Annotated in this window: 23 protein-coding genes; 9 read left to right on the top strand and 14 right to left on the bottom strand. The window is 70.3% G+C overall.

The features are described from left to right. Window positions 1-6: 6 nt before the first annotated feature. Window positions 7-735: a type 1 glutamine amidotransferase gene (locus ACWDEW_RS21700; RefSeq protein WP_450514594.1), complete on the bottom strand. Its 729-nt coding sequence runs from the start codon at window positions 733-735 to the stop codon at window positions 7-9. 29 nt (window positions 736-764) lie between these two features. Continuing rightward, complete coding sequence (locus ACWDEW_RS21695; RefSeq protein WP_406462508.1) at window positions 765-2,003, bottom strand: Mur ligase family protein; 1,239 nt, start codon at window positions 2,001-2,003, stop codon at window positions 765-767. A gap of 154 nt (window positions 2,004-2,157) precedes the next feature. On the opposite strand from ACWDEW_RS21695, the gene def reads away from it, so the two are divergent. Then, window positions 2,158-2,697, top strand: a complete 540-nt coding sequence (gene def, locus ACWDEW_RS21690) for a peptide deformylase (RefSeq protein WP_450514593.1) — start codon at window positions 2,158-2,160, stop codon at window positions 2,695-2,697. 74 nt (window positions 2,698-2,771) lie between these two features. Here def and ACWDEW_RS21685 read toward each other — a convergent pair whose 3' ends face one another. Continuing rightward, window positions 2,772-3,416 (bottom strand): TetR family transcriptional regulator, encoded by a 645-nt coding sequence (locus tag ACWDEW_RS21685; RefSeq protein ID WP_399119716.1) that lies wholly within the window; start codon window positions 3,414-3,416, stop codon window positions 2,772-2,774. Window positions 3,417-3,587: 171 nt separating this feature from the next. Between ACWDEW_RS21685 and ACWDEW_RS21680 the strand changes: the two genes are divergently transcribed. Next, the gene (locus ACWDEW_RS21680) at window positions 3,588-4,817 is read left to right on the top strand and encodes an acyl-CoA dehydrogenase family protein (protein ID WP_359610369.1); all 1,230 of its coding nucleotides are present in this window, start codon (window positions 3,588-3,590) and stop codon (window positions 4,815-4,817) included. Window positions 4,818-4,876: 59 nt separating this feature from the next. Here ACWDEW_RS21680 and ACWDEW_RS21675 read toward each other — a convergent pair whose 3' ends face one another. From ACWDEW_RS21675 to ACWDEW_RS21660, 4 genes are all read right to left on the bottom strand, one after another. Continuing rightward, complete coding sequence (locus ACWDEW_RS21675; protein WP_450514592.1) at window positions 4,877-5,440, bottom strand: GNAT family N-acetyltransferase; 564 nt, start codon at window positions 5,438-5,440, stop codon at window positions 4,877-4,879. A gap of 61 nt (window positions 5,441-5,501) precedes the next feature. Beyond that, a complete protein-coding gene (locus ACWDEW_RS21670) occupies window positions 5,502-6,023 on the bottom strand; it encodes a cupin domain-containing protein (RefSeq protein WP_450514591.1) in 522 nt (173 codons plus the stop codon). Window positions 6,024-6,030: 7 nt separating this feature from the next. Next, entirely contained in the window at window positions 6,031-7,245 is a 1,215-nt protein-coding gene (locus tag ACWDEW_RS21665; protein ID WP_450514590.1) for a cytochrome P450, read from the bottom strand. A 7-nt stretch (window positions 7,246-7,252) separates the two neighbouring features. Next, the gene (locus tag ACWDEW_RS21660) at window positions 7,253-8,317 is read right to left on the bottom strand and encodes a type III polyketide synthase (RefSeq protein ID WP_329245056.1); all 1,065 of its coding nucleotides are present in this window, start codon (window positions 8,315-8,317) and stop codon (window positions 7,253-7,255) included. A gap of 182 nt (window positions 8,318-8,499) precedes the next feature. On the opposite strand from ACWDEW_RS21660, the gene ACWDEW_RS21655 reads away from it, so the two are divergent. Further along, the gene (locus ACWDEW_RS21655) at window positions 8,500-9,150 is read left to right on the top strand and encodes a thiaminase II/PqqC family protein (protein ID WP_450514589.1); all 651 of its coding nucleotides are present in this window, start codon (window positions 8,500-8,502) and stop codon (window positions 9,148-9,150) included. Window positions 9,151-9,165: 15 nt separating this feature from the next. Here ACWDEW_RS21655 and ACWDEW_RS21650 read toward each other — a convergent pair whose 3' ends face one another. From ACWDEW_RS21650 to ACWDEW_RS21630, 5 genes are all read right to left on the bottom strand, one after another. After that, entirely contained in the window at window positions 9,166-9,402 is a 237-nt protein-coding gene (locus ACWDEW_RS21650; RefSeq protein ID WP_450514588.1) for a DUF6213 family protein, read from the bottom strand. A 25-nt stretch (window positions 9,403-9,427) separates the two neighbouring features. Further along, a complete protein-coding gene (locus ACWDEW_RS21645) occupies window positions 9,428-10,813 on the bottom strand; it encodes an NADP-dependent succinic semialdehyde dehydrogenase (RefSeq protein ID WP_450514587.1) in 1,386 nt (461 codons plus the stop codon). Between the two features lie 74 nt (window positions 10,814-10,887). Beyond that, window positions 10,888-11,358 carry an NUDIX domain-containing protein gene (locus tag ACWDEW_RS21640; RefSeq protein WP_450514586.1) on the bottom strand — a complete coding sequence of 157 codons (471 nt, stop codon included), beginning with the start codon at window positions 11,356-11,358 and terminating at the stop codon, window positions 10,888-10,890. Then, window positions 11,355-12,893 carry an ATP-dependent DNA ligase gene (locus ACWDEW_RS21635; RefSeq protein WP_450514585.1) on the bottom strand — a complete coding sequence of 513 codons (1,539 nt, stop codon included), beginning with the start codon at window positions 12,891-12,893 and terminating at the stop codon, window positions 11,355-11,357. The genes ACWDEW_RS21640 and ACWDEW_RS21635 overlap by 4 nt, the downstream gene beginning before the upstream one ends. Window positions 12,894-12,936: 43 nt before the next feature. Beyond that, window positions 12,937-13,878: an NAD(P)/FAD-dependent oxidoreductase gene (locus ACWDEW_RS21630; RefSeq protein WP_450514584.1), complete on the bottom strand. Its 942-nt coding sequence runs from the start codon at window positions 13,876-13,878 to the stop codon at window positions 12,937-12,939. A gap of 79 nt (window positions 13,879-13,957) precedes the next feature. Here ACWDEW_RS21630 and ACWDEW_RS21625 point away from each other — a divergent pair, with 79 nt between their 5' ends. From ACWDEW_RS21625 to ACWDEW_RS21600, 6 genes are all read left to right on the top strand, one after another. Next, entirely contained in the window at window positions 13,958-14,551 is a 594-nt protein-coding gene (locus tag ACWDEW_RS21625) for a helix-turn-helix domain-containing protein (RefSeq protein ID WP_450514583.1), read from the top strand. Between the two features lie 158 nt (window positions 14,552-14,709). Next, the gene (locus tag ACWDEW_RS21620) at window positions 14,710-15,687 is read left to right on the top strand and encodes an NADPH:quinone oxidoreductase family protein (RefSeq protein WP_450514582.1); all 978 of its coding nucleotides are present in this window, start codon (window positions 14,710-14,712) and stop codon (window positions 15,685-15,687) included. After that, a complete protein-coding gene (locus ACWDEW_RS21615; RefSeq protein WP_450514581.1) occupies window positions 15,684-16,913 on the top strand; it encodes an acyl-CoA dehydrogenase family protein in 1,230 nt (409 codons plus the stop codon). The genes ACWDEW_RS21620 and ACWDEW_RS21615 overlap by 4 nt, the downstream gene beginning before the upstream one ends. Next, window positions 16,910-17,983: an acyl-CoA dehydrogenase family protein gene (locus ACWDEW_RS21610; RefSeq protein ID WP_450514580.1), complete on the top strand. Its 1,074-nt coding sequence runs from the start codon at window positions 16,910-16,912 to the stop codon at window positions 17,981-17,983. Before ACWDEW_RS21615 ends, ACWDEW_RS21610 begins: the two co-directional genes overlap by 4 nt. 179 nt (window positions 17,984-18,162) lie before the next feature. After that, the gene (locus ACWDEW_RS21605; RefSeq protein ID WP_450514579.1) at window positions 18,163-19,026 is read left to right on the top strand and encodes a phosphatidylinositol-specific phospholipase C/glycerophosphodiester phosphodiesterase family protein; all 864 of its coding nucleotides are present in this window, start codon (window positions 18,163-18,165) and stop codon (window positions 19,024-19,026) included. A 140-nt stretch (window positions 19,027-19,166) separates the two neighbouring features. Next, window positions 19,167-19,361: a hypothetical protein gene (locus ACWDEW_RS21600; RefSeq protein ID WP_450514578.1), complete on the top strand. Its 195-nt coding sequence runs from the start codon at window positions 19,167-19,169 to the stop codon at window positions 19,359-19,361. A 14-nt stretch (window positions 19,362-19,375) separates the two neighbouring features. On the opposite strand, the gene ACWDEW_RS21595 is transcribed toward ACWDEW_RS21600, so the two are convergent. Further along, window positions 19,376-20,566: a phosphodiester glycosidase family protein gene (locus tag ACWDEW_RS21595; RefSeq protein ID WP_450514696.1), complete on the bottom strand. Its 1,191-nt coding sequence runs from the start codon at window positions 20,564-20,566 to the stop codon at window positions 19,376-19,378. 174 nt (window positions 20,567-20,740) lie between these two features. Continuing rightward, on the bottom strand, window positions 20,741-21,100 hold the full coding sequence (locus tag ACWDEW_RS21590; protein ID WP_362983051.1) for a DUF779 domain-containing protein: 360 nt from the start codon (window positions 21,098-21,100) through the stop codon (window positions 20,741-20,743). Window positions 21,101-21,157: the final 57 nt, after the last annotated feature.

Genomic DNA, 21,157 nt, shown 5'->3' with positions numbered 1-21,157 from the left:
GGCCGCTTACGCGGGTTGCTGAGCTGCGGCGATGCGCTCGTTGCGGAGCGCCTCGTACCAGCGGTCGTCGATAGGCGGCAGCGCGTTGACGTCGAGGGCCAGCTTCAGCAGCAGGTCCGCGATCTGCGGGTTGCGGGCGAGCACGGGCCCGTGCATGTACGTACCGAACACCGTGTCGTTGTACGCGCCCTCGGTGCCGTCGCCCGTGCCGTTGCCCTTGCCGAGCCGCACCTGCGCGAACGGGCGCGCGGAGGGGCCGAGGTGGGTGACACCCTGGTGGTTCTCGAAACCGGTGAGCGGCGGCAGGCCCAGGCGCGGGTCGATGTCCCCGAGGACGTCGCCGACGCACCGCTCGCCCTCGCCGCGCACCGACACCACGTCGAGCAGGCCGAGGCCGGGCTCGCGCTGGCCGAGGTCGTTGATGAACTCGTGGCCGAGGATCTGGTAGCCGGCGCACACCGAGAAGACGATCGCGCCGTTGCCGATCGCCCGGTGAAGGCCGCCGTCCCGGCGCAGCCGCTCGGCCGCGAGCCGCTGCGGGCGGTCCTCACCGCCGCCGATGAGATAGATGTCGCCGGAGGTCGGGATCGGCTGGTCGCTGCGCACGTCCAGCCGGGCCACGTCGAGGCCGCGCTGCCGCGCCCGGCGTTCCACGACGAGGGCGTTGCCCTGGTCGCCGTAGGTGCTCAGCAGGTCGGGGTAGATCCACACCAGACGGAGCTGGTTGTCGCTCATGGTCATTCGTCCTCTGGGGGTTCTGGGTCTCAGTTGCCGACGCGGCGGCGCAGGTCCTGGAACGCGGTGTAGTTCGCGATGACCTCGATGCGGCCGGGCGGGGCCTGCTGTACGGCCTGGTCGAGGTTGTCGCAGACCTGGAAGTGCTGGTTGGCCACTTCCAGACGGACCGCGAGGTCCAGCTTGCGGTCGCCGACGACGAAGATGGGGTGGCCGGTCAGTCGCGTGTAGTCGACGTCCCACAGCCAGGAGGTGTCGGTGCCGTCGGCGCCGCGCGCGTTCACCGAGAGGATCACCGGGGTCGGCGGCGGATCGATCAGGCTGAACGTTTCGAGCCAGCCCGCCGGGTTCTTCGCCAGCAGCAGGCGCAGGTCGCGCTGCATGAACTGGACGACGTCGTAGCGCCCGGCGACGGCCTGCACGCGGTACATGCGCTCCAGGGCGACCTGCGGCGGCACCCCGAACACGGCGGCGACGGCGGCGGAGGACGCGGCGTTGGCCTTGTTGGCACGCCCCGGCAGTTGGAGGTGGATGGGCCAAGCAGAACCGTGCGGATCGAGCACATGGTCCCCGGAGAGCGCCCAACTCGGCGTGGGCCGCCGGAATCCGCACTCGCCGCAGAACCAGTCGTCACCGGGCCGCTGCATCACGCCACCGCACGAAGGACACGACCAGGCGTCGTCCTTCCACATCTGCCCGGCGGCGACCCAGATCACGTTGGGGGAGGAGGAGGCGGCCCACACGACCAGCGGATCGTCCGCGTTCGCGACGACGACGGCCTTCGAACCGGCAAGCCCCTCACGCCAGTTCTCCGCGAGCATGCGGGTCTCGGCCGCGCGGTCCAGCTGGTCACGGGAGAGGTTGAGCAGCGCGATGCACTTGGGGTCGGTGTCCCGGGCGACGCCGGCGAGGTACTTCTCGTCGACCTCGATGACCCCGAACTTGGCGTCCGAGCCGCCGGCCAGCGCCGAGGTGATACCGGCGGGCATGTTGGCACCGAGCGCGTTGGACACGACGGGACCGGCGGCCCCCAGCGCTTCGGCGATGAGCCGCGTGGTCGTGGTCTTGCCGTTGGTGGCCGAGACCAGGGTCACATCAAGGCTCTGCGCGAGCCGGGCGAGGAGGTCGGGGTCGAGTTTGAGTGCCACTCGGCCGCCGATCACCGATCCGCTGCCCCGCCCCGCGGCACGCGATGCCGCCGCGACCGCCTTGCCCGCCGTCACGGCCAGCTTGGCCCGCGGCGTGAGCGGGTCCGAGTTGCCTGCCATCAGTTCTCGATCCTCCTTGCGTACGCGCCGCGCCTCTGCCTCCGGCAACGTGGTGTGGACCTCAGCCTATCGAGATCCTTATCAGTGCCCGAACCGCGGCACCGCGAACGCCTCGCGGCGGGCGTGCGCCGTAGAGAACCGTACCCTTGCGCCCATGCGATACGGCTCCATCCCGGGCGCCCACGGGCGAGTCCGTCCCCTCACCCTGCTCGGCGACCCCCTCCTGCATGCCCCGTGCGAGGAGGTCACGAACTTCGGCCCCGAACTCGCCCGCCTCGTAGAGGACTTGTTCGCGACGATGTACGCGGCCCAGGGCGTGGGCCTCGCCGCGAACCAAGTCGGCGAATCCCTGCGGGTGTTCGTCTACGACTGCCCCGACGACGAGGAGACCCGCCACCTCGGCCACGTGGTGAACCCACGCCTGGTCGAGGCGGACGGTGTGGTCCTGAGAGGCCCGGAGGGATGTCTGTCCCTGCCGGGCCTGGAGGCGGGAACGGAACGCTACGACCACGCGGTCGTCGAGGGCTTCACGGCAACCGGCGAACCGATCACCGTGGAGGGAACGGGTTGGTTCGCTCGCTGCCTTCAACACGAGTACGACCACGTGGAGGGACGGGTGTACGCGGACCGCGTGACGGGCTGGCGCCACAAACGCTTGATGCGACAGGCAGCCCGAGCTTCATGGCACCGCTGACTTCAGGTCTTTGTCTTAAGGAGCGCGGGGAACTGCGCGACCAGCCCCCACCGGCCCGCACTTTCCATACGACCTCAGAACCCGGGCCCACCAACCTTGTCCCCGGCGGCAGCCAACCGCCCCCACAACAGGTCGGCAAGACTCCGCACCAACTCAGCCCGGGAGCAAGGCCGTTCACCGAGCCACCAGTCACCCGCCGCATGCATCATCCCGACAATCCCATGCCCCCACACACGGGCCAGTTGCTGACTGTTCGGCCCGAGATCCACCCGCTCCTCGATGACCTGAGCGAGTTCCTCCCCCATCCGCCGAAGCAGCGGAACGGAGTGATTCCCCGTGTCGAACCCGTGGTCCGCGGTCTGCCCACCCTCGACGGGGTGCATCAGGAACCGGTACACCTGAGGCAGCGCCTCGATCGCCGCGAGGTAGGTGTCGAGCGTGGCCTCCACCCGCTCCCGACGCTCGGCGGGGGCGTCCAGCGCGGCCCGCAGAGAAGACAGCAACGCGTCCGTGTGCCGCTTGGCGAGCGCCGCGTACAGTCCACCCTTGTCACCGAAGTGCCGGTACAGGATCGGCTTGGTGATGCCGGCCTCCGCCGCGATCGCGTTCATCGAGGCCTGCGGTCCGTCACGCAGCACCACTCTGTCCGCGGCCTCCAACAGCTCGCGCCGTCGGCGGTCGGCGGACCGCTGTTGATCGGTCCGCTGCGTGGTGTCCATGGTCTCTCCCCACCCGTGCTGAATCGGTAACGCCTGCGCAAACTAACACTCAACGTGCCACACGCCTCGAACGGGCTGCCGAGACGTCATCGGGAGTTGACTTTTCCTACCCGTCGGTAACAGACTCTGTAGTTACCGCAAGTAACATGCTAGTGCGCTGCTGGAGGAGTCATGGCCGAGTTCACCATGGAACTCAACGACGAACAGAAGGAGGTGCGGGACTGGCTGCACGGCTTCGCCGCCGATGTCATCCGCCCCGCCGCCGCCGAATGGGACGAGCGTGAGGAGACTCCCTGGCCGGTCATCCAGGAAGCCGCGAAGGTCGGCATCTATTCCCTGGACTTCTACGCCCAGCAGTACTTCGACCCCACCGGCCTCGGCATCCCGATGGCCATGGAAGAACTGTTCTGGGGCGACGCGGGCATAGCCCTCTCCATAGTCGGCACCGGCCTGGCCGCCGTCGGCGTCCTCGCCAACGGCACCGAGGAGCAGATCGGCACCTGGATCCCCCAGATGTACGGCGACGCCAACGACGTGAAGGTCGCCGCCTTCTGCTCCTCCGAGCCCGACGCCGGTTCCGACGTGGCGTCCATGCGCACGCGTGCCGTCTACGACGAGGCCAAGGACGAGTGGATCCTCAACGGCACCAAGACCTGGGCGACCAACGGCGGTATCGCCAACGTCCACGTCGTCGTCGCGGTCGTCGACGCGGACCTCGGCTCCAAGGGCCACGCCTCCTTCATCGTCCCGGCCGGCACGCCGGGTCTGTCCCAGGGGCAGAAGTTCAAGAAGCACGGCATCCGCGCCTCGCACACCGCCGAGGTGGTCCTGGAGAACGCCCGCGTCCCCGGTTCCTGCCTGCTCGGCGGCAAGGAGAAGCTGGACGAGCGCCTCGCCCGCGCCCGTGAGCGCGCCAAGGCGGGCGGCGGCGAGCGCGTGAAGAACGCGGCGATGGCCACGTTCGAGGCGTCCCGCCCGGCGGTCGGCGCCATGGCGGTGGGCACGGCTCGCGCCGCCTACGAGGTCGCCCTCGACTACGCGAAGACCCGCGAGCAGTTCGGCCGGCCGATCATCGACAACCAGGGTGTCGCCTTCCAGATCGCCGACATGCGTACGTCCATCGACGCGGCTCGGCTGCTGGTGTGGCGGGCGTCCTGGATGGCGGTCAACGGCAAGCAGTTCACGGCGGCCGAGGGGTCGATGTCGAAGCTGTTCGCCAGCGAGACGGCGAAGAAGGTGACCGCGCAGGCGATCCAGATCCTCGGTGGGAACGGGTACACCCGTGAGTATCCGGTCGAGCGGATGCACCGGGATGCGGCGATCTACACGATCTTCGAGGGCACCAGTGAGATTCAGCGGCTGGTGATCGCCAGAACGTTGTCGGGGATGCCCATTCGTTGAGATTCGGGTGCGGGGCGGTGGGGGCTGGACGAGCCCACGCGGCGGAGCCGCACATCGATTCAGCCCCCCGCCCCTTCAGGGCGCTCGTGCGCACCGGGGTTCCAGTCCTCGGCCGGCAACCCGAGGATCACCTCGTCCACGAACTCGCCGTTCACCCACGCCGCGCCGCGGAGCCTGCCCTCCTGGGTGAAACCGGCGCGGGAGGCCGCCCGGATCATCGCCGTGTTGTCGGCCAGGGTCTCCAGCTGGAGGCGGTGCAGGCCGCGGACCGTGAAGCCATATGTGCACAGGACTTTCACGACGTCGGCGGCGAGACCGCGGCCGCGGAACCCCGGCCGCAACGACATGCCCAGGTGGGCGCTTCTGTTGTGGGTGTCGATGCCCCACAACCCCGCGGCGCCCGCCAACTCGTCGTGGTCGAGGGACACCACGGAGAAGGGGGCGGCATCCTCGTCGGGCTCGGTGGCCGCGAAGGGCGAGGTCGCGGGGTCCGGCGGGAGGGGCCGCCAGGGCCGTGAGTCGGCTCTCGACCTCGTCTCCACGTCGTCGTACAACTCGGCGTGCAGGATCGGGACGTCCGACTCCCGCGTGGCCCGGAGCCCGATCCTGTTTCCTCGCAGCATGGGCCCTTCCTAGCCGAGCCTCTCCGCGCCGATCAACTGGATTACCGTCCGCGCCGGAGGGTCAACGGTGCTTGAGGGGCGTCAGCTGCTCGATGTCGTACCGCGCGCGCAGCTCCTCGATCGCCGCGTGATCCGGCGGACCCCCGCTCCCGAGGATCTCCAGCAGCTCCTCGAAATACCGCTCGTGGTCGGGCGGCGGAGACGCCTGGAAGAACATCTTCGCGGGCGTCTCCGTGGGGTTGGCGAACGCGTGCGGACAACCGGGCGGTACGACGATCACCGTGCCCGGTGTCGCCCGTACCACCCGGGTGCCCGAACTCGACTCCCAGCGCTGCCAGTTGTCCGGGGTCCGGATGCGCGGCTCGAAGGCGAGCACGTCCAGCTCGCCTTCGAGCACGTAGAACAACTCCTCGCTGCGCGTGTGCACATGGGCCCCGACGTCGAACCCCGGCGGCACCACCACCTCGAAGGTGGACGCCGTCCGCGAGTGCGAGCCGGTCACCTTGAACGTCACGTGCTGCGCGGGTGTCTGTACGATCCGGCCGTGCCCCGGCGGTACGAGCAGCCCCTCCGTCGCCGTCATCGGCACCTCACCACGTCACGGGCAGTGCCTCGGGACCGCGGATCAACGCGCCCTTCTTGAACGGCACTTGATCGGCCGGTACGGCGAGCCGGAGCCTCGGCAGCCGGTCCAGCAGCGCGTCCACCAGCAGCTCGGACTCCATCCGCGCCAGCATGTTGCCGGGACAGAAGTGCGGGCCGAAACCGAAGGACACGTGCGGGTTCGGACTGCGCGAGAAGTCGATCTTCTCGGGGTCGGGGAAGACGTCCGGGTCGCGGTTGGCGGCCAGGTACGACACGTACACCGGGTCGCCCGCCCGCATCCGGACCCCACGGATCTCCACGTCCTCCATGGCGATCCGGGACAGCCCGACCGCGTTGCGGTGCGGGATGTAGCGCAGCAGTTCGTCGATGGCCTGGGGCCTCGACTCGGGCTCGGCGCGCAGCCGTTCGACGAGATCGGGGCGGGTCAGCAGCAGATAGAACATCTGCCCGCTGTTGTTGGTGACCGCCTCGCCGCCGATCTGCAGCAGCACCGCGAGCCCGACCGCCTCCTCCAGGGTGATCTCCTCCCGGCCCACGGCGGCGCCGAGCAGCGAGGCGGCGTCCTCGCCGTCGCTGCCCTCCCGCAGACCGATGAGATCGCCGAAGTAGGCGCCCATCTCCTGCTTGGCCTGCTCGCTGACCTCGGCGCCGTGCGAGGAGGACAGGATGAGCTGGGTCCAGGTGTGCATGCCGTGCCGGTCGGCCGCCGGCACGCCCATGAGCTCGCAGATCACCGCGATCGGGAAGGGACTCAGCACGGTCGCGGTGAGATCGGCCGGGGGTCCGTCCTGGATCAGCTCGTCGACCAACTCGTCGAGCAGCAGCCGGGACTGCTCCCGCACCCGCTCCACCCCGCGCGTCGTGAACGCCGGGGCGACCGAGCGCCGCAGCCGGGTGTGGTCCGGCGGGTCCAGGAAGCCGACCGCGCCACGGGCCGGGATGAAGTGCGGGGCGAGCCGGGTCACCGGCTGGTCCATCACCGCCTCGCGGCTGAACCGGGGGTCGTTGGTGACCATCCGCACGTCCTCGTGCCGGGTGACCAGCCACGCCCAGCCCTCGCCGTTGGGCAGCTTGATCCGGTTGACCGGACCCTCCCGCATCAGCTTGGCGAGGACCGGGTCGAAGTCCACCCCGGTCAGGTCGAGGGCCGGCCAGGGCCGGACCGGGGGCAGGGTCTCGGTGAGCGTCTCTTCAGTCATGCCGTACTCAAGCCGTCTCTCGGTCGTCGTTGTGCCAGCGGCCCAGGGCCATCTCGGCGGTGATGCCGGGTCCGAACCCGGCGAGCAGTCCGCGCGCCCGGTGTTCGGCGCCGCCCTCGTCGAAGAGCCGGCGCAGCGCGTCCAGGACGACGGCGCTGGCGATGTTGCCGTACTCGGTGAGGGTGGCCCGGCTGAACCGGAACGCGTGCGGGTCGACCTGGAGGAACTTGCTCAGGTCGTCGAGTATTCGAGGCCCGCCCGCGTGGACTATGTAGAAGTCCAGGTCGGCCGCGTCCCAGCCGTGCAGTCCCGCGAGGTCCTGGAGCGCCGGTGCGAGGGGCTCCATGGTGGCCGGCACCCGCTTGTCCAGCAGGAAGTGGAACCCGGTGGCCCGCACGTCGTACATGATCCACTCTTCGGTCTTGGGGATCAGGTACGACCCGTTGCGCTCCAGCTGGATGCCCGTGCCGCCCCGCCCGCGCACCACGGCCGCGGCGATGCCGTCGCCGAAGAGCCCGTTGGACAGCAGGGAGCCGATGCCGAGGTCGGTCGGCTGGTAGCACAGCGAGCAGAACTCGCAGGCCACGATGAGCGCGTTGGCGTCCGGGTACGCCGTGCAGAAGTCGTGCGCCCGGTTGATCGCCGCGCCGCCGGCCGCGCAGCCGAGCTGGGCGATCGGGATCTGGCGGGTGGTGGACTCGAAGGCCATCTCGTTGATCAGCCAGGCCGTGAGCGAGGGCATCATGAAGCCCGTGCACGAGACGTAGATGATCACGTCGATGTCCGTGGTGAGGAGCTCGGCCTCGTCGAGTGCCCGCTGCACCACCGCCGGGACCCGGGCCTTCGCCTCGGCCGTGTAGATCTTGTTGCGGTCCTCGAACCCGGGGTGCTTCAGGGTCTCCTCGATGGGCTGCACGATGTGCCGGGTACGCACACCGGTGTTCTCGATCAGCCGGAGGGCCAGCGGCAGGTTGGGGTGGTCCGCGTGACGGGAGCGCGCCAGCTCCAGCGTCTCCTCCATCGTGATCACGTGCTCGGGAACCGACACCGAGGGCTTGCACAAAGTCGCCATGAACCGTCCCTGCTTTCGCCTTCCGGAAGGCCTTCGCCCGCCGGTCAGAAGGTGGTTCACCTCAGAGGGTGGTGCACCCACGATCACCCTTGAGGGCGACGATCTCTCGGTGGACTACTCCAATTCAGGGACCCTGTGTAAAGGTCGGATCAGTATCCGGACCCCGGCCGAAGAAGGACGCCATGACCACCAACCCTCTGGTAGCCCGGATCGAGACCGGCACCGCCCCGCGAGAAACCCTCGCAACCCTGGCCCTGGAACAGCACCGCGTCATCCCGGCCGACCGCCGCGCCTTCCTGCATCTGGCGCAACGCGGGACGGCCACTCCGGAAGCGGCCGAATTCTTCGAGTTCCTGGCGGAGGGCGAGGCGATGGCAGGCGAGCGGCTCATCGCGTTCGCGGAGGCGTGCGGCGTGGACGAGGCCCGGTTGCGGACTTATGAGCCGCTGGCGGGCTGTCAGGCGTACCCGGCATATGTGGCGTGGCTGGCCCTCAACGCGGAACCGACGGACGTAGTACGGGCGTTGACGTCCAACTTCGCGGAATGGGGCGGCTACTGCGCGACGATCGCGGGCGCGCTGCGTGAGCACTACGGCTTCACGGAGGAAGCGTGCGGCTTCTTCGACCTCTTCGCCGAGCCGTCCCCGGAATTGGAACAAAGGGCGACGGCGGCGATCCGGGCGGGCAAGGTGAATGACGGTTTGGTGACCGCGTACAGCACCTTGCTCAAGGCTTATGAGGCGAGCTTCTGGTCAACGCTCGGCAACCCCGCCCAGGGGCGCGGGGCTGTGTCTATTTGCGGCTCCGCCGCGTGGGCGCGCCCAGCCACATAGGACCCGCAGTCGCGATCAACCAGAACCCCCACTGCTGTGGGCGATACAAGCCACGTCAATCCGATCGGCCAACTTCGCCAACTCGATCGTCAACGCAGCCACCGTGTCCTCATCGAGCCCCTCCTCACCGGCCTCGACAAGGTGCAGCCACCGCCCACCCACGGTACGCAAAAGCTTGCTGACATCCGCGGCAGCCACCTGCAAGGTCCCGCGGTCGTCGACGATCAGAGGCAGAGTCACTTCGCGGTTCACACGGGGGATCGTAGCCGCGGAACGCTCACGCTCCGTGCCATACCGTTGTGATGTTGCAGAACTCCCGGATTCCGTGCCCCGACAGCTCCCGCCCGTACCCGGACCGCTTCACCCCGCCGAACGGGAACGCCGGATGGGACGCGGTCATCCCGTTGAAGAAGACTCCGCCGGCCTCCAGATCCCGTACGAAACGGTCGACCTCGGCCTCGTCCCGGGTCCAGACGTTGGAACTCAGCCCGAACGGCGTGTCGTTGGCGACCAGGACCGCCTCGTCGAGGTCGGCGACGCGGTACAGCGTGGCGACGGGCCCGAACGTCTCCTCACGGTGGATCCGCATCTCGCGGGTGATGTCGGCGAGGACGGTCGGCGGGTAGTACCAGCCGTCCCCGTCGGGCCGCTCGCCGCCGCACAGCACGGTCGCGCCGCTCTCCACGGCGTCGTCGACGAGTTCCTCCAGATCGCTGCGGCCCTGTTCGCTCGCGAGCGGTCCGACCTCGGTCTCCTCCGCCAGCGGATCACCGACGGTGAGCGCCTTCATGCCGGCCACGAACCGTTCGGCGAACGCGTCGAAGACATCCGTGTGCACGATGAACCGCTTGGCGGCGATGCACGACTGCCCGTTGTTCTGCACCCGCGCCGTCACCGCGGTCTTCGCCGCCCGGTCGATGTCGGCGGACGGCATGACGACGTAGGGGTCGCTGCCGCCCAGCTCCAGCACCGTCTTCTTGACCATGTCCCCGGCGACGGACGCGACCGCCCGCCCCGCGGGTTCGCTGCCGGTGAGGGTGGCCGCCTTCACCCGCTCGTCGCGCAGGATCTCCTCGATCGCGCCGGAGCCGACCAGGAGGGTCTGGAAGGCGCCCTCGGGGAAGCCCGCGCGGTGGAACAGGTCCTCCAGGTAGAGGGCGGTCTGCGGGACGTTCGAGGCGTGCTTGAGCAGACCGACGTTGCCCGCCATCAGCGCGGGTGCCGCGAAGCGGATCACCTGCCACAGCGGGAAGTTCCACGGCATCACCGCGAGCACCGGGCCGAGCGGCCGGTAGCGGACCAGCGCCCGCGAGGCGCCGGAGTCCTTCACGTCGGAGGCGGCGGGCTCCTCGTCGGCGAGCAGCTCCTGTGCGTGGTCGGCGTACCAGCGCATCGACTTCGCGCACTTGGCGGCCTCCGCGCGGGCCTGCCTGACCGGCTTGCCCATCTCGGTGGTCATGATGCGGCCGATGTCCTGCTGATCCTCGTCGAGCAGGTCGGCGGCCCGGTGCATGAGCCGGGCGCGCTCGGCGAAGGAGGACGTGCGGTAGGTACGGAACGTGGCCTCCGCGAGCCGGAGCCGGCGTTCGATCTCCTCGTCACCCATGGCCTCGTACGTCTTGAGTGTCTCGCCGTTGGCCGGGTTGACCGTCGCGATGGGCATGGCTGACCTCCTGGTGCGGGCTGTCCTTCGACCTTCCCGCGTGGCGGGGACGGCCGCAACGCGTGCGGGCTTGCTCAGTCCGAGTGCTCCGCCAGCCGGTCGAGAAACGTGGCCTGCGCCTTGACGACGACGGCCCGCGCCCGTTCGAGGTCCATCCACTCGACCCGGTCCAGCTCCGGGAACTCCTGGACCTGCCCGGACTTCGGCGGCCACTCCATCCGGAACGTGCCGGGCACCACGGTCGCCGGATCGAGATCGGCCTCGATCGCCCACGCGGTGACGACCTTCCCGTTGGTCTGCCGCACCTCGCCGAGCTCGATCGCCTCGCCCTCGGGCGGCGCGAGCCCCAGCTCCTCCCGGAACTCGCGCCGGGCCGCGTCCCAGGCGGTCTCGTCGGGCTCGTACTCACCCTTCGGCACACTCCACGCGCCCGCGTCCCGCCGTGCGAAGAACGGGCCACCCATATGCCCGAGCAACACCTCCAGACCGCGATCGGTGTGCCGGAACAACAGCAGCCCGGCGCTCCGTTTTCCCGTCCCGCTCACGGCTTCACCTCCGGATGTGCGGCCAGCAGTGTCTCCACGGTGTCGGCCTCCTCCGGCCGCTTGTCCTCGCGGTAGCGCACGACCCGCGCGAAGCGGAGCGTGACACCGGCCGGGTAGCGGGTCGACCTCTGCAGTCCGTCGTACGCGATCTCTACGACGAGTTCGGGCCGTACGGTCACCACGTGCCCGTCGCTCTCCACGGCCAGCTCCTGGAGGCGCTCGGTCTGCCAGGTCAGCACGGCGTCGGTCATGCCCTTGAAGGTCTTGCCGAGCATCGCGAAGGAGCCGTCGGGGTTGCGGGCGCCGAGGTGGAGGTTGGAGAGCTTGCCGGTGCGGCGGCCGTGGCCCCACTCGGCGGCCAGCACGACCAGGTCGAGCGTGTGGACGGGCTTCACCTTCAGCCAGGAGGCGCCCCGGCGGCCAGCGCTGTAGGAGGCGTCGAGGCCCTTGACGACGACTCCCTCGTGGCCGCGCCTCAGGGTCTCGGTGAGGAAGGCATCCGCCGCGGGGATGTCCTCCGGGCCGGAGACGAGGGTGCGGCGGACGCGCATCGGTTCCGGCACCAACCGGGCCAGTTCCGCGTGTCGTTCGGCGAAGGGCAGGTCTAGCAGGTCGTGGCCGTCGACGGACAGCGCGTCGAAGAACACGGGGGAGACGGGGACGGTCTCGGCGGCCGTGGCCACGTCCACCCGGGAGCCCACCCGGCCGGCCGTTTCCTGGAAGGAGCGCGGCCGTCCGTCCGCGTCGAAGGAGATGACCTCACCGTCCAGGATGAACCGCTCGCCTCTCAACTCCAGGGCCGCTGCGGTGAGTTCGGGGAGGCGGTCGGTGATGTCGTCGAGCGTGCGGGTGTAGAGCCGTACGGTCTCGCCGTCGCGGTGGACCTGGACACGGATGCCGTCCAGCTTCTCCTCGACCGCGCACTCGCCCAGTTTCCCGACGGCCTCGGCGACGGAGGAGGCGGTGTGCGCGAGCATCGGCAGGACCGGGCGGCCCACGGTCAGCCGGAACCGGTCGAGGGAGGCGGGGCCCTGGGCGAGCAGGGCTTCCGCCACCGTCTGGAGCGAACCGGCCAGCATCACCGCCCGCCGTACGTCCGCCGGAGGTGTGCCGGTCGCCTCCGCCAGACCCTCCACGGCGACCGCGTCCAGCGCGCCCTGCCGGACCTCGCCGGTGATCAGACCGAACAGGAAGCGCTGCTCGTCCGCGGTGGCCGCACCCATCAACTCGCCCACCAGGCGCGCCCGTTCGACCTGCGAGCCGGTGCCCGACACCTTGCCGAGAGCGGTGAGGCGGGCGTCCACCTCGCGCACGGTCAGGGTGGGTTCCGATGCTGGATCGACCAGCCGGCTCAGCACCTTCCAGCCGATGCCGAGCCGGCCCTGTGGCAGGCGGCCCGCCAGATACGGGATGACGATCGGGACGTCGTCGGCCTCCGCGTCCCGGAAGAGCTCCGCGAGCAGGGCGATCTTCCGGGACCGCGCCGAGGTGGCGGCGACCTCCTGGGACACGTGCGCGAGCCGGGTCAGCAGCATGCAGCCATCGTGCAACGGAGGCGGGCGGTCTACACCCGGACAGCTACGCCCGGATGCCGGCGTCGAGGTCGGCCATGAGGAGCTCCCCGTTGATGGTGGCGCCCGCGCGGTAACCGGCGGAGGCCGCGTTCACGACCTGCTCGCCGAAGCCCATCGCGTTGCCGACCGCCCACACCCCGGGCACGGTCGTCAGGCCCGTCGGGTCGACCACGGGATACGTCCCGAACGGGGTCTCCTGCATTTCGGCGCCCAGCTTCTCCAGGAGGCCGGTCTGCGGGACCGGACGGGGTGCGACGAAAACGGCCTCGCGGGGGTGCGTGGTGCCGTCTGCCAGGCGCACACCGGTGAGTCTGTCGTCCTCGACGACGAGCTCCGCGACCTCACCGGGGACCACGGCGATCCCGGCGGCCGCCAGCCTGCGCAGGTCGTCGTCCGTCAGCCCGGACTCGGCGACGGTGTGCAGGAACAGGGTCACGTCCTTGGACCACTGCGAGACCATCAGCGCCTGGTGCACGCTCATCGGTGCCGTGGCGAGCACGCCGAAGGCCTGGTCGCGGACCTCCCAGCCGTGGCAGTACGGGCAGTGGATCACGTCCCGGCCGAAGCGCTCGGCGACTCCGGGGACGGTGGGCAGCTCGTCCTTGAGACCGGTGGCCATGACGAGTCGGCGTGCGCGCACGGTCTCCCCGCTCGCCAGCGCCACGGCGAAGTCCTGGCCCGTCGTGACATCCACCGCGCGGTCCCGGACCAGTTCGACGCCGTAGCGCGCGATCTCCTCTCGGCCCAGGGCCAGGAACTCGGCGGGGGACATGCCGTCCCGGGTCAGATAGCCCTGCATGTGCGCGGCGGGCGTGTTGCGCGGCTCGCCCGCGTCGACGACCAGCGTGCGGCGCCGGGACCGGCCCAGGACCAGCGAGGCGGACAGTCCGGCCGCGCCGCCGCCGATGACGACCACTTCGTAGGGCTCGGTATGTGTCTCGGTCATGGTGACCACCTCCACCCCCGAAGGTCGCTCCATCGCTGCCGTATTGACAAACGCGTTTGCTGAAACTGCAATAACGGTCATGAGTGACGACACGGACGAGGTCCTTGCGGAGGTCGGATCGAGGCTTCGGCGGATCCGGAAGGAGCGCGGCGCGACCCTCGCCGGCCTCTCGGCGACGACCGGCATCTCGGTGAGCACCCTGTCCCGGCTGGAGTCCGGGCTGCGCAAGCCCAGCCTGGAACTGCTGCTGCCGATCGCACGGGCCCATCAGGTGCCGTTGGACGAACTGGTGGGGACGCCGCCGGTGAGTGATCCCCGGGTGCGGTCCGAGCCGATCCGGCGGCACGGGCGCACCTACTGGCCGCTCACGCGTCAGCCGGGCGGACTCCAGGCCTTCAAGGTGCTGGTGCCCCAACGGCAGGAGGAACCCGATCTGCGGACCCACGAGGGCTACGAGTGGCTCTACGTGATGTCCGGGCGGCTGCGGCTCGTGCTCGCCGAGCACGACGTGGTGCTCGCGACGGGGGAGGCCGTCGAGTTCGACACGCGGGTGCCGCACTGGTTCGGGTCGACGGGGGAGGGCCCCGCGGAGTTCCTGAGCCTGTTCGGCCCGCAGGGCGAGCGCATGCACGTCCGTGCACGCCCGAGGAAGGCCCGGCAAAGCGCGCCCTGAAGGGGTGCGGGGAACTGCGCGCCCAGCCCCCACCGGCTCGCGGTCAAAGAACTGCACGCACCCCCGGACCGTGACGAACCCGACGGTTCCCGATCTGCAAGCGACCGCTTAGTATGCGACCAAGCCCGGTAAGACAGAGCAGTCCGTGGAGGCCCCGCATGCAGGCATGGCAAGTGCACCAGAACGGCGAGCCGAGTGAGGCGATGCGCCTGGAGGAGGTGCAGCGGCCGACCCCCGGTGACGGCCAGGTCCTGCTGAAGGTGCGTGCCGCGAACATCAACTTCCCGGACGTGCTGATGTGCCGCGGCCACTACCAGGTCAGGCCGCCGCTCCCGTTCACCCCGGGCGTGGAGATCTGCGGCGAGACCGAGGACGGCCGCCGCGTGATCGCCAACCCCGCGCTGCCGTACGGCGGTTTCGCCGAGTACGCCGTCGCGGACGCCGCCGGACTGCTGCCCGCGCCCGAGTCGCTGGACGACGCGGAGAGTGCCGCGCTGCACATCGGCTACCAGACGGGCTGGTTCGGCCTCCACCGGCGCGCCCACCTGGAGGCGGGCGAGACGCTCCTCGTGCACGCCGCCGCGGGCGGGGTCGGCAGCGCGGCCGTGCAGCTCGGCAAGGCCGCAGGTGCCACCGTCATCGGTGTCGTCGGCGGTGCCGACAAGGCCGCCGTGGCACGGGAGTTGGGCTGCGACGTCGTGATCGACCGGCGGACCGAGGACGTCGTCGCGGCCGTCAAGGAGGCCACCGGCGGACGCGGTGCCGACGTGATCTACGACCCGGTCGGCGGCGAGGCCTACACGCAGTCCACGAAGGTCGTCGCCTTCGAGGGCCGGATCGTGGTCGTGGGCTTCGCGAGCGGCACCATCCCGAGCCCGTCGCTCAACCACGCCCTGGTGAAGAACTACTCGATCCTGGGCCTGCACTGGGGCCTGTACGCCACCAAGAACCCGAAGCTGATCCTCCACTGCCACGAGCAGCTCACCGACCTGGCCGCCCGGGGTGTCATCAAGCCCCTGGTGAGCGAGCGCGTGCCGCTGAGCGGCGCCGCGGCCGCCGTGCAGCGGGTCGCCGACGGGGTCACGACCGGCCGGGTCACGATCCTGCCGTCGCTGGAGAACGGAGCCGCCGTATGAGTGAGAAGACCGTCGACGCAGCCGAACTCGGGCGCCGCACGGCCGAGTTGCTGACCGCGCACCCGCCCCTGGAGACCGACCGCCTGGACTTCCTCAAGGCCCGCTTCGACGCGGGACTGGCCTGGGTCCACTACCCCGAGGGCCTCGGTGGCCTCGGTGCCCCGCGCGCCCTCCAGGCCGTCGTGGACGCCGAGTTGGCGGCCGCGGGCGCCCCCGACAACGACCCGCGCCGGATCGGCATCGGCCTCGGCATGGCCGCCCCGACGATCCTCAAGTACGGCACGGAGGAGCAGAAGCAGCAGTTCCTGCGGCCTCTCTGGGTCGGCGAGGAGGTCTGGTGCCAGCTCTTCAGCGAGCCGGGCGCCGGGTCCGACCTGGCCGCGCTCGGCACGCGGGCGGTACGGGAGGATGGGGGCCCCTCCCGCTCGAGCGAAGCCGAGAGTGGGGGAGGCTGGATCGTCAACGGGCAGAAGGTGTGGACCTCCAGCGCCCACCTCGCCCGCTGGGCCATCCTCATCGCGCGCACCGACCCGGACGTGCCCAAGCACGCGGGCATCACCTACTTCGTCTGCGACATGACCGACCCCGGAGTCGAGGTCCGGCCGCTGCGCCAGATCACCGGCGAGGCCGAGTTCAACGAGGTCTTCCTCACCGACGTCCGCATCCCCGACGCCCACCGCCTCGGCGAGGTCGGCGACGGCTGGCGGGTCGCGCAGACCACGCTCATGAACGAACGCGTCTCCATCGGAGGCATGCGCATCCCCCGCGAGGGCGGCATGATCGGCCCGATCAGCCAAACCTGGCGCGAGCGCCCCGAGTTGCGCACCCACGACCTCCACCAGCGCCTCCTCAAGCTCTGGGTGGAGGCCGAGGTCGCCCGGCTCTCCGGCGAGCGGCTGCGCCAGCAGCTCGCCGCGGGCCAGCCCGGTCACGAGGGCGCCGGCATGAAGCTCTCCTTCGCCCGCCTCAACCAGGAGATCAGCGGCCTGGAGGTCGAACTCCGGGGCGAGGAGGGCCTGTTGTACGACGACTGGACCATGCGCCGCCCGGAACTGGTGGACTTCACCGGCCGCGACGCCGGTTACCGCTACCTCCGCTCCAAGGGCAACAGCATCGAGGGCGGGACCAGCGAGGTCCTGCTGAACATCGTCGCCGAACGCGTCCTGGGCCTCCCGGCCGAGCCGCGCACCGACAAGGACGTCGCCTGGAAGGACCTGGCCCGATGACAGATCTTCTCTACTCGGAGGAGGAAGAGGCGCTGCGCGCCGTCGTCCGGGACCTGCTCACCGACCACTGCGACGCGGCGGGCGTCATCGCGCGCACCGAGTCGGACGCCCCGCACGACCTGTCCCTGTGGAAGTCCCTCGCCGACGGCATCGGCCTCGCCGGACTCCTGGTGCCCGAGGCACAGGGCGGCCAGGGCGCCACGCACCGCGAAGTCGCCGTCGTACTGGAGGAGTTGGGCCGCGCCGTCGCCCCCGTCCCGTACCTCACGAGCGCGGTCGTCGCCACCGAGGCACTGCTGGAGTGCGGGGCCGAGGACCTCCTCGCCGAGCTGGCGTCCGGGCGCAGGATCGGTGCCCTCGCCGTCTCCCTGAGCGTCGCTCCGGGCGCCGCCCACACGACCGTGCGGCTCGAAAACGGCTCCCTGCACGGGGAGTTGACCGGCATCGCGGACGCTGCCGCCGCCGATGTACTGCTGGTGCCGGGCGAGGACGGCGGGCTGTACGCCGTCGAGGCGGGCGCGGTGACCGTCGAACCGCAGGTGTCCCTGGACCTGACCCGGCCGCTGGCGCGGGTGATGCTCGACGGGGCCGCGGGACGCCGGATCGGTGACGCGGCGCCTGCCGTACGACGTGCCCTGCGGGCCGGGGCCGGGCTGCTCGCGTCCGAGCAACTGGGCGTCGCCGACTGGACGTTGACGGAGACGGTCCGGTACCTCAAGGAGCGCAAGCAGTTCAACCGGCCGGTCGGCGGGTTCCAGGCGCTCAAGCACCGGCTCGCGCAGCTGTGGCTGGAGGTCGTCAGTCTGCGGGCCGCCGCACGGAACGCGGCCGACGCCCTCACGACCGGCGACGACACCGACGTCGCGGTCGCCGTCGCGCAGGCCTACGCGACGTCCGTCGTCGTCCACGCGGCCGAGGAGGCCGTCCAGTTGCACGGCGGCATCGGTATGACGTGGGAGCACCCCGCCCACCTCTACCTGAAGCGGGCCAAGGCCGACTCCATCGCCTACGGCACGGCGGGCGCCCATCGTGAGGCACTGGCGGAACTGGTCGATCTGCGCGCCCCCTGACCGCCGTTCGACCATCCGGTGAAGCCCGTCCCACCTGGGGCGGGCTTTTCCGTGCGTCCCCGCCGAAGGAGTGAACAGGCGAGGACGGTCCGGCCAACTCCTGGCATGTACAGGTTCATTGGGGGCCGTACAGCCCCATACTCCCTGTGGTTCGAACCCGCCCCACAGGGAGGAACACCATGGCCCTCATCACCCGCCGCAGAGCCCTCACCGCGTTCGGCGCCACCCTCGCGGTCGTGCTCGCCCCGCCCGCAGGCAGCGCGTTCGCCGCCGAACAGGGGCACCGCCGACGCCCGTTGTGGCGCGCCCACGCCCACAACGACTACGAGCACCCCCGGCCCCTCTTCGACGCCCTCGACCACCGTTTCGGCAGTGTCGAGGCCGACATCTTCCTCGTCGGCGACCAACTCCTCATCGGACACGACGCATCCGAACTCGACCCGAGCCGCACCCTCGAATCCCTCTACCTGGACCCTCTCTCCGCCCTCGTGAAGGCCAACCACGGCTCCGTGTACCGGGGTTGGCGCAAGCCGCTCCAGCTCCTGATCGACATCAAGACCGAGGGCTCCTCGACGTACCTCGAACTCGACCGTCATCTCCGGCGCTACAAGCACCTGTTCACCACCTACGCCCACGGACGCGTCCACCGGGGCGCGGTCACCAACGTCATCTCCGGCGACCGCGCGGCCCGCATCCCGATGGAGGCGCAGGCCGTGCGCCGCGCCTTCTACGACGGCCGGCTCACCGACCTCGGCAGCTCGGTGCCCGCCTCCTTCATCTCGCTCATCAGCGACAACTGGCAGACCAACTTCACCTGGCTCGGCGACGGTGCCTTCCCCGCCGCCGAGCGGCAGAAGCTGCGCGACATCGTGCGGCAGGCGCACGCGGCCGGGCAGACCGTGCGGTTCTGGAACACCCCGGATGTGGCGGGCCCCGCCCGTGAAGCACTGTGGGAGGAACTGTTCGCCGCCGGTGTGGACTTCCTCAACACCGACGACCTCGCCGGCCTGGAAGCCTTCCTGGACGCCCACCGCACGGCGTGACACCACATGTGGTCACGTGACACGGGATGACACCACACGTTCGGGGGACACGTCGGTAGCCCGGATGAACCCTCCGCTACGCCACACTTGCGGCCGAACGCCGCGAACCGGACACGTCGGCGTGGCGGAGGAGGGTGACGATGGCCATTTCCATCTCTGTGGTGCTGCTGCTCCTGATCCTTGCGGTGATCTTCATGCGCAGCGGCGGGCTGAAGCTCTCCCATGCGCTGGTCTGCGCACTGCTCGGGTTCTTCATGGCCGGCACCAGCATCGCGCCCACGATCCACAGTGGCCTCACGGCCACCGCGGATCTGGTGAGCGCACTGCATCCATGAGGCCGGCGGGTTGATCAGCGGGTTGAGAAGACCCCGACGCCGTTCGGTACGGGCCGCTCGGCGCCTCCGCTGGGGTGGTTCCGTACCGTGACGGCGCTCGCGCCGGGTGCGCGGGCGACCAGGGTCGTCGAGCCGCCGCCGTCCAGACTGAAGGCGTCGATGGAGCCCAACGTCCGCATCTCGGTGGCGACTTCGGCGATCGTCAGACCGGTGCGGTACGCGACCGCCCCGTCCGTGGCGAACAGCAGCAGGCGGTGGCCGTGGTTCGCGATCCCCACGGCGGTGCGCACGGCGGAGGTCGTGTCGTCGAGGCCGGCCAGGGGCCGTCCGCCCCGCAGGACCGGGTAGCCGCCCAGGGCGAAGCGGTACGGAACCCCGGACCTCGACGCCACCAGGTGGTGCAGCACCTGCACCCGCTCGCCGACGGACAGCTTCCGCAGCTGCTGGGCACCCGCCTCACGGCCGACGAGGACCGTGGTGCCGGCGGCGATGGCACCACTGCCGGGAGTGTGGGACGCCGACACGACCCGCGCGTGGCGAATGGTGACTTCGTAGGTGTCCGTGCTGCACGCGGCGGCCCGGTTCGTGTCCGTGCCACAGGTGGCACGCACCCGGGAGACGCTGCCCCACTGTGGGGTGAACGCACCGATGGAGTTCACCGGCAGCGCGTACTGGTTGAACCCGCCGAGCGGCATCCGGCCCTGCGGGGTACCGACCGTCCCCTTGAGGGTGAGGCTGTCCAGCCGGGCCACGCGGTCGACGCCCACGCCGAGCACGTTCCGTGTGTTCGTGCCGGGCGGCAGCGCGGGTCCGAAGCGCTGGCCGTCCGGCACGGCCCCCTTGAGCGCGACACCGCTCGCGATGGCCGGTCCGTCGGTGGAACCCGTGGCCGCGACGCCCGGGTGCTGGGTCTCGGTGATGTTGAAGAAGTCCCCGTTGACGCCCGCGACGGCGCCCGCCGAGTCGGCCAGCTCGGAGACGGGCTCCCGGGCCGCCACCGCGCCCGGGTACAGCAGGTTCACGCGCACATGGGAGTTGCGCAGATCCACCACGACCACATGGGCGTGGGTCACACCCCTGGCCGCCCTGATGTCGAACTGCCGGTAGGTGACGCCCGGCGCCAGCCGCGTGGTGCCCGGCACGAGCCGCGTGGTGCCCGGCACGGCGCCGGCCGGTGCCGCCCCCGCCAGGGCCGCACCGGCCAGCGCACCGAATACCGCGAGAAACGCGAGTGCCGACTTGCCTGTTCTTAACCGTTCGACTCTGAAACGTGCTGCTCCGGAACGCTTCTGACGATGCGTCACAGTGCCCCCTGATGTCTCGTCAACTTTCCCAGGACTCAGGGGAAGTGCATCAGAAGGCGATGGCCGACGGGGCTCCTAGGCGCCGACTACACGGGAACGGGTGAGAAAACGCACCCCCTCGGGTGCTTCCAGCGAGAAACCGCTGCCGCGACCCGCTACGACGTCCACGATCAGCCGCGTGTGGCTCCAGACCTCGTACTGGCTGCGCGAGATCCAGAACGTCACGGGTTCCGGCACACCCTCGACCTCAAGCTCGGCGAGCAGCACGTCCGAGCCACCGGTGCGGAACTCGCCCTCCGGGTAGCACATGGGTGCACTGCCGTCGCAGCAGCCACCCGACTGATGGAACATCAGCGGACCGTGCTGTGCGTGCAGTTGGCGCAGCAGGTCCTCCGCGGCGGGGGTGAGCTCGACGCGCGGGGTGTTGTCGTCCATGTCTGCCGTCCCCAGTAGCCGGATGCGATGGCCCATCGCAGCACGCGCGAGGTTGCG

Source organism: Streptomyces sp. NPDC001100, from assembly GCF_053598575.1.
The sequence above is the reverse complement of the archived record's forward strand: the minus strand, read 5'-3'. Positions and strand labels throughout refer to the sequence as shown.

Bases quoted from the DNA above. Each gene is read 5' to 3' on its own strand.
- ACWDEW_RS21700 (WP_450514594.1), bottom strand. From the start codon at position 735: ATGAGCGACAACCAGCTCCGTCTGGTGTGGATCTACCCCGACCTGCTG.
- ACWDEW_RS21695 (WP_406462508.1), bottom strand. From the start codon at position 2,003: ATGGCAGGCAACTCGGACCCGCTCACGCCGCGGGCCAAGCTGGCCGTG.
- def (WP_450514593.1), top strand. From the start codon at position 2,158: ATGCGATACGGCTCCATCCCGGGCGCCCACGGGCGAGTCCGTCCCCTC.
- ACWDEW_RS21685 (WP_399119716.1), bottom strand. From the start codon at position 3,416: ATGGACACCACGCAGCGGACCGATCAACAGCGGTCCGCCGACCGCCGA.
- ACWDEW_RS21680 (WP_359610369.1), top strand. From the start codon at position 3,588: ATGGCCGAGTTCACCATGGAACTCAACGACGAACAGAAGGAGGTGCGG.
- ACWDEW_RS21675 (WP_450514592.1), bottom strand. From the start codon at position 5,440: ATGCTGCGAGGAAACAGGATCGGGCTCCGGGCCACGCGGGAGTCGGAC.
- ACWDEW_RS21670 (WP_450514591.1), bottom strand. From the start codon at position 6,023: ATGACGGCGACGGAGGGGCTGCTCGTACCGCCGGGGCACGGCCGGATC.
- ACWDEW_RS21665 (WP_450514590.1), bottom strand. From the start codon at position 7,245: ATGACTGAAGAGACGCTCACCGAGACCCTGCCCCCGGTCCGGCCCTGG.
- ACWDEW_RS21660 (WP_329245056.1), bottom strand. From the start codon at position 8,317: ATGGCGACTTTGTGCAAGCCCTCGGTGTCGGTTCCCGAGCACGTGATC.
- ACWDEW_RS21655 (WP_450514589.1), top strand. From the start codon at position 8,500: ATGACCACCAACCCTCTGGTAGCCCGGATCGAGACCGGCACCGCCCCG.
- ACWDEW_RS21645 (WP_450514587.1), bottom strand. From the start codon at position 10,813: ATGCCCATCGCGACGGTCAACCCGGCCAACGGCGAGACACTCAAGACG.
- ACWDEW_RS21635 (WP_450514585.1), bottom strand. From the start codon at position 12,893: ATGCTGCTGACCCGGCTCGCGCACGTGTCCCAGGAGGTCGCCGCCACC.
- ACWDEW_RS21630 (WP_450514584.1), bottom strand. From the start codon at position 13,878: ATGACCGAGACACATACCGAGCCCTACGAAGTGGTCGTCATCGGCGGC.
- ACWDEW_RS21625 (WP_450514583.1), top strand. From the start codon at position 13,958: ATGAGTGACGACACGGACGAGGTCCTTGCGGAGGTCGGATCGAGGCTT.
- ACWDEW_RS21620 (WP_450514582.1), top strand. From the start codon at position 14,710: ATGCAGGCATGGCAAGTGCACCAGAACGGCGAGCCGAGTGAGGCGATG.
- ACWDEW_RS21615 (WP_450514581.1), top strand. From the start codon at position 15,684: ATGAGTGAGAAGACCGTCGACGCAGCCGAACTCGGGCGCCGCACGGCC.
- ACWDEW_RS21610 (WP_450514580.1), top strand. From the start codon at position 16,910: ATGACAGATCTTCTCTACTCGGAGGAGGAAGAGGCGCTGCGCGCCGTC.
- ACWDEW_RS21605 (WP_450514579.1), top strand. From the start codon at position 18,163: ATGGCCCTCATCACCCGCCGCAGAGCCCTCACCGCGTTCGGCGCCACC.
- ACWDEW_RS21600 (WP_450514578.1), top strand. From the start codon at position 19,167: ATGGCCATTTCCATCTCTGTGGTGCTGCTGCTCCTGATCCTTGCGGTG.
- ACWDEW_RS21590 (WP_362983051.1), bottom strand. From the start codon at position 21,100: ATGGACGACAACACCCCGCGCGTCGAGCTCACCCCCGCCGCGGAGGAC.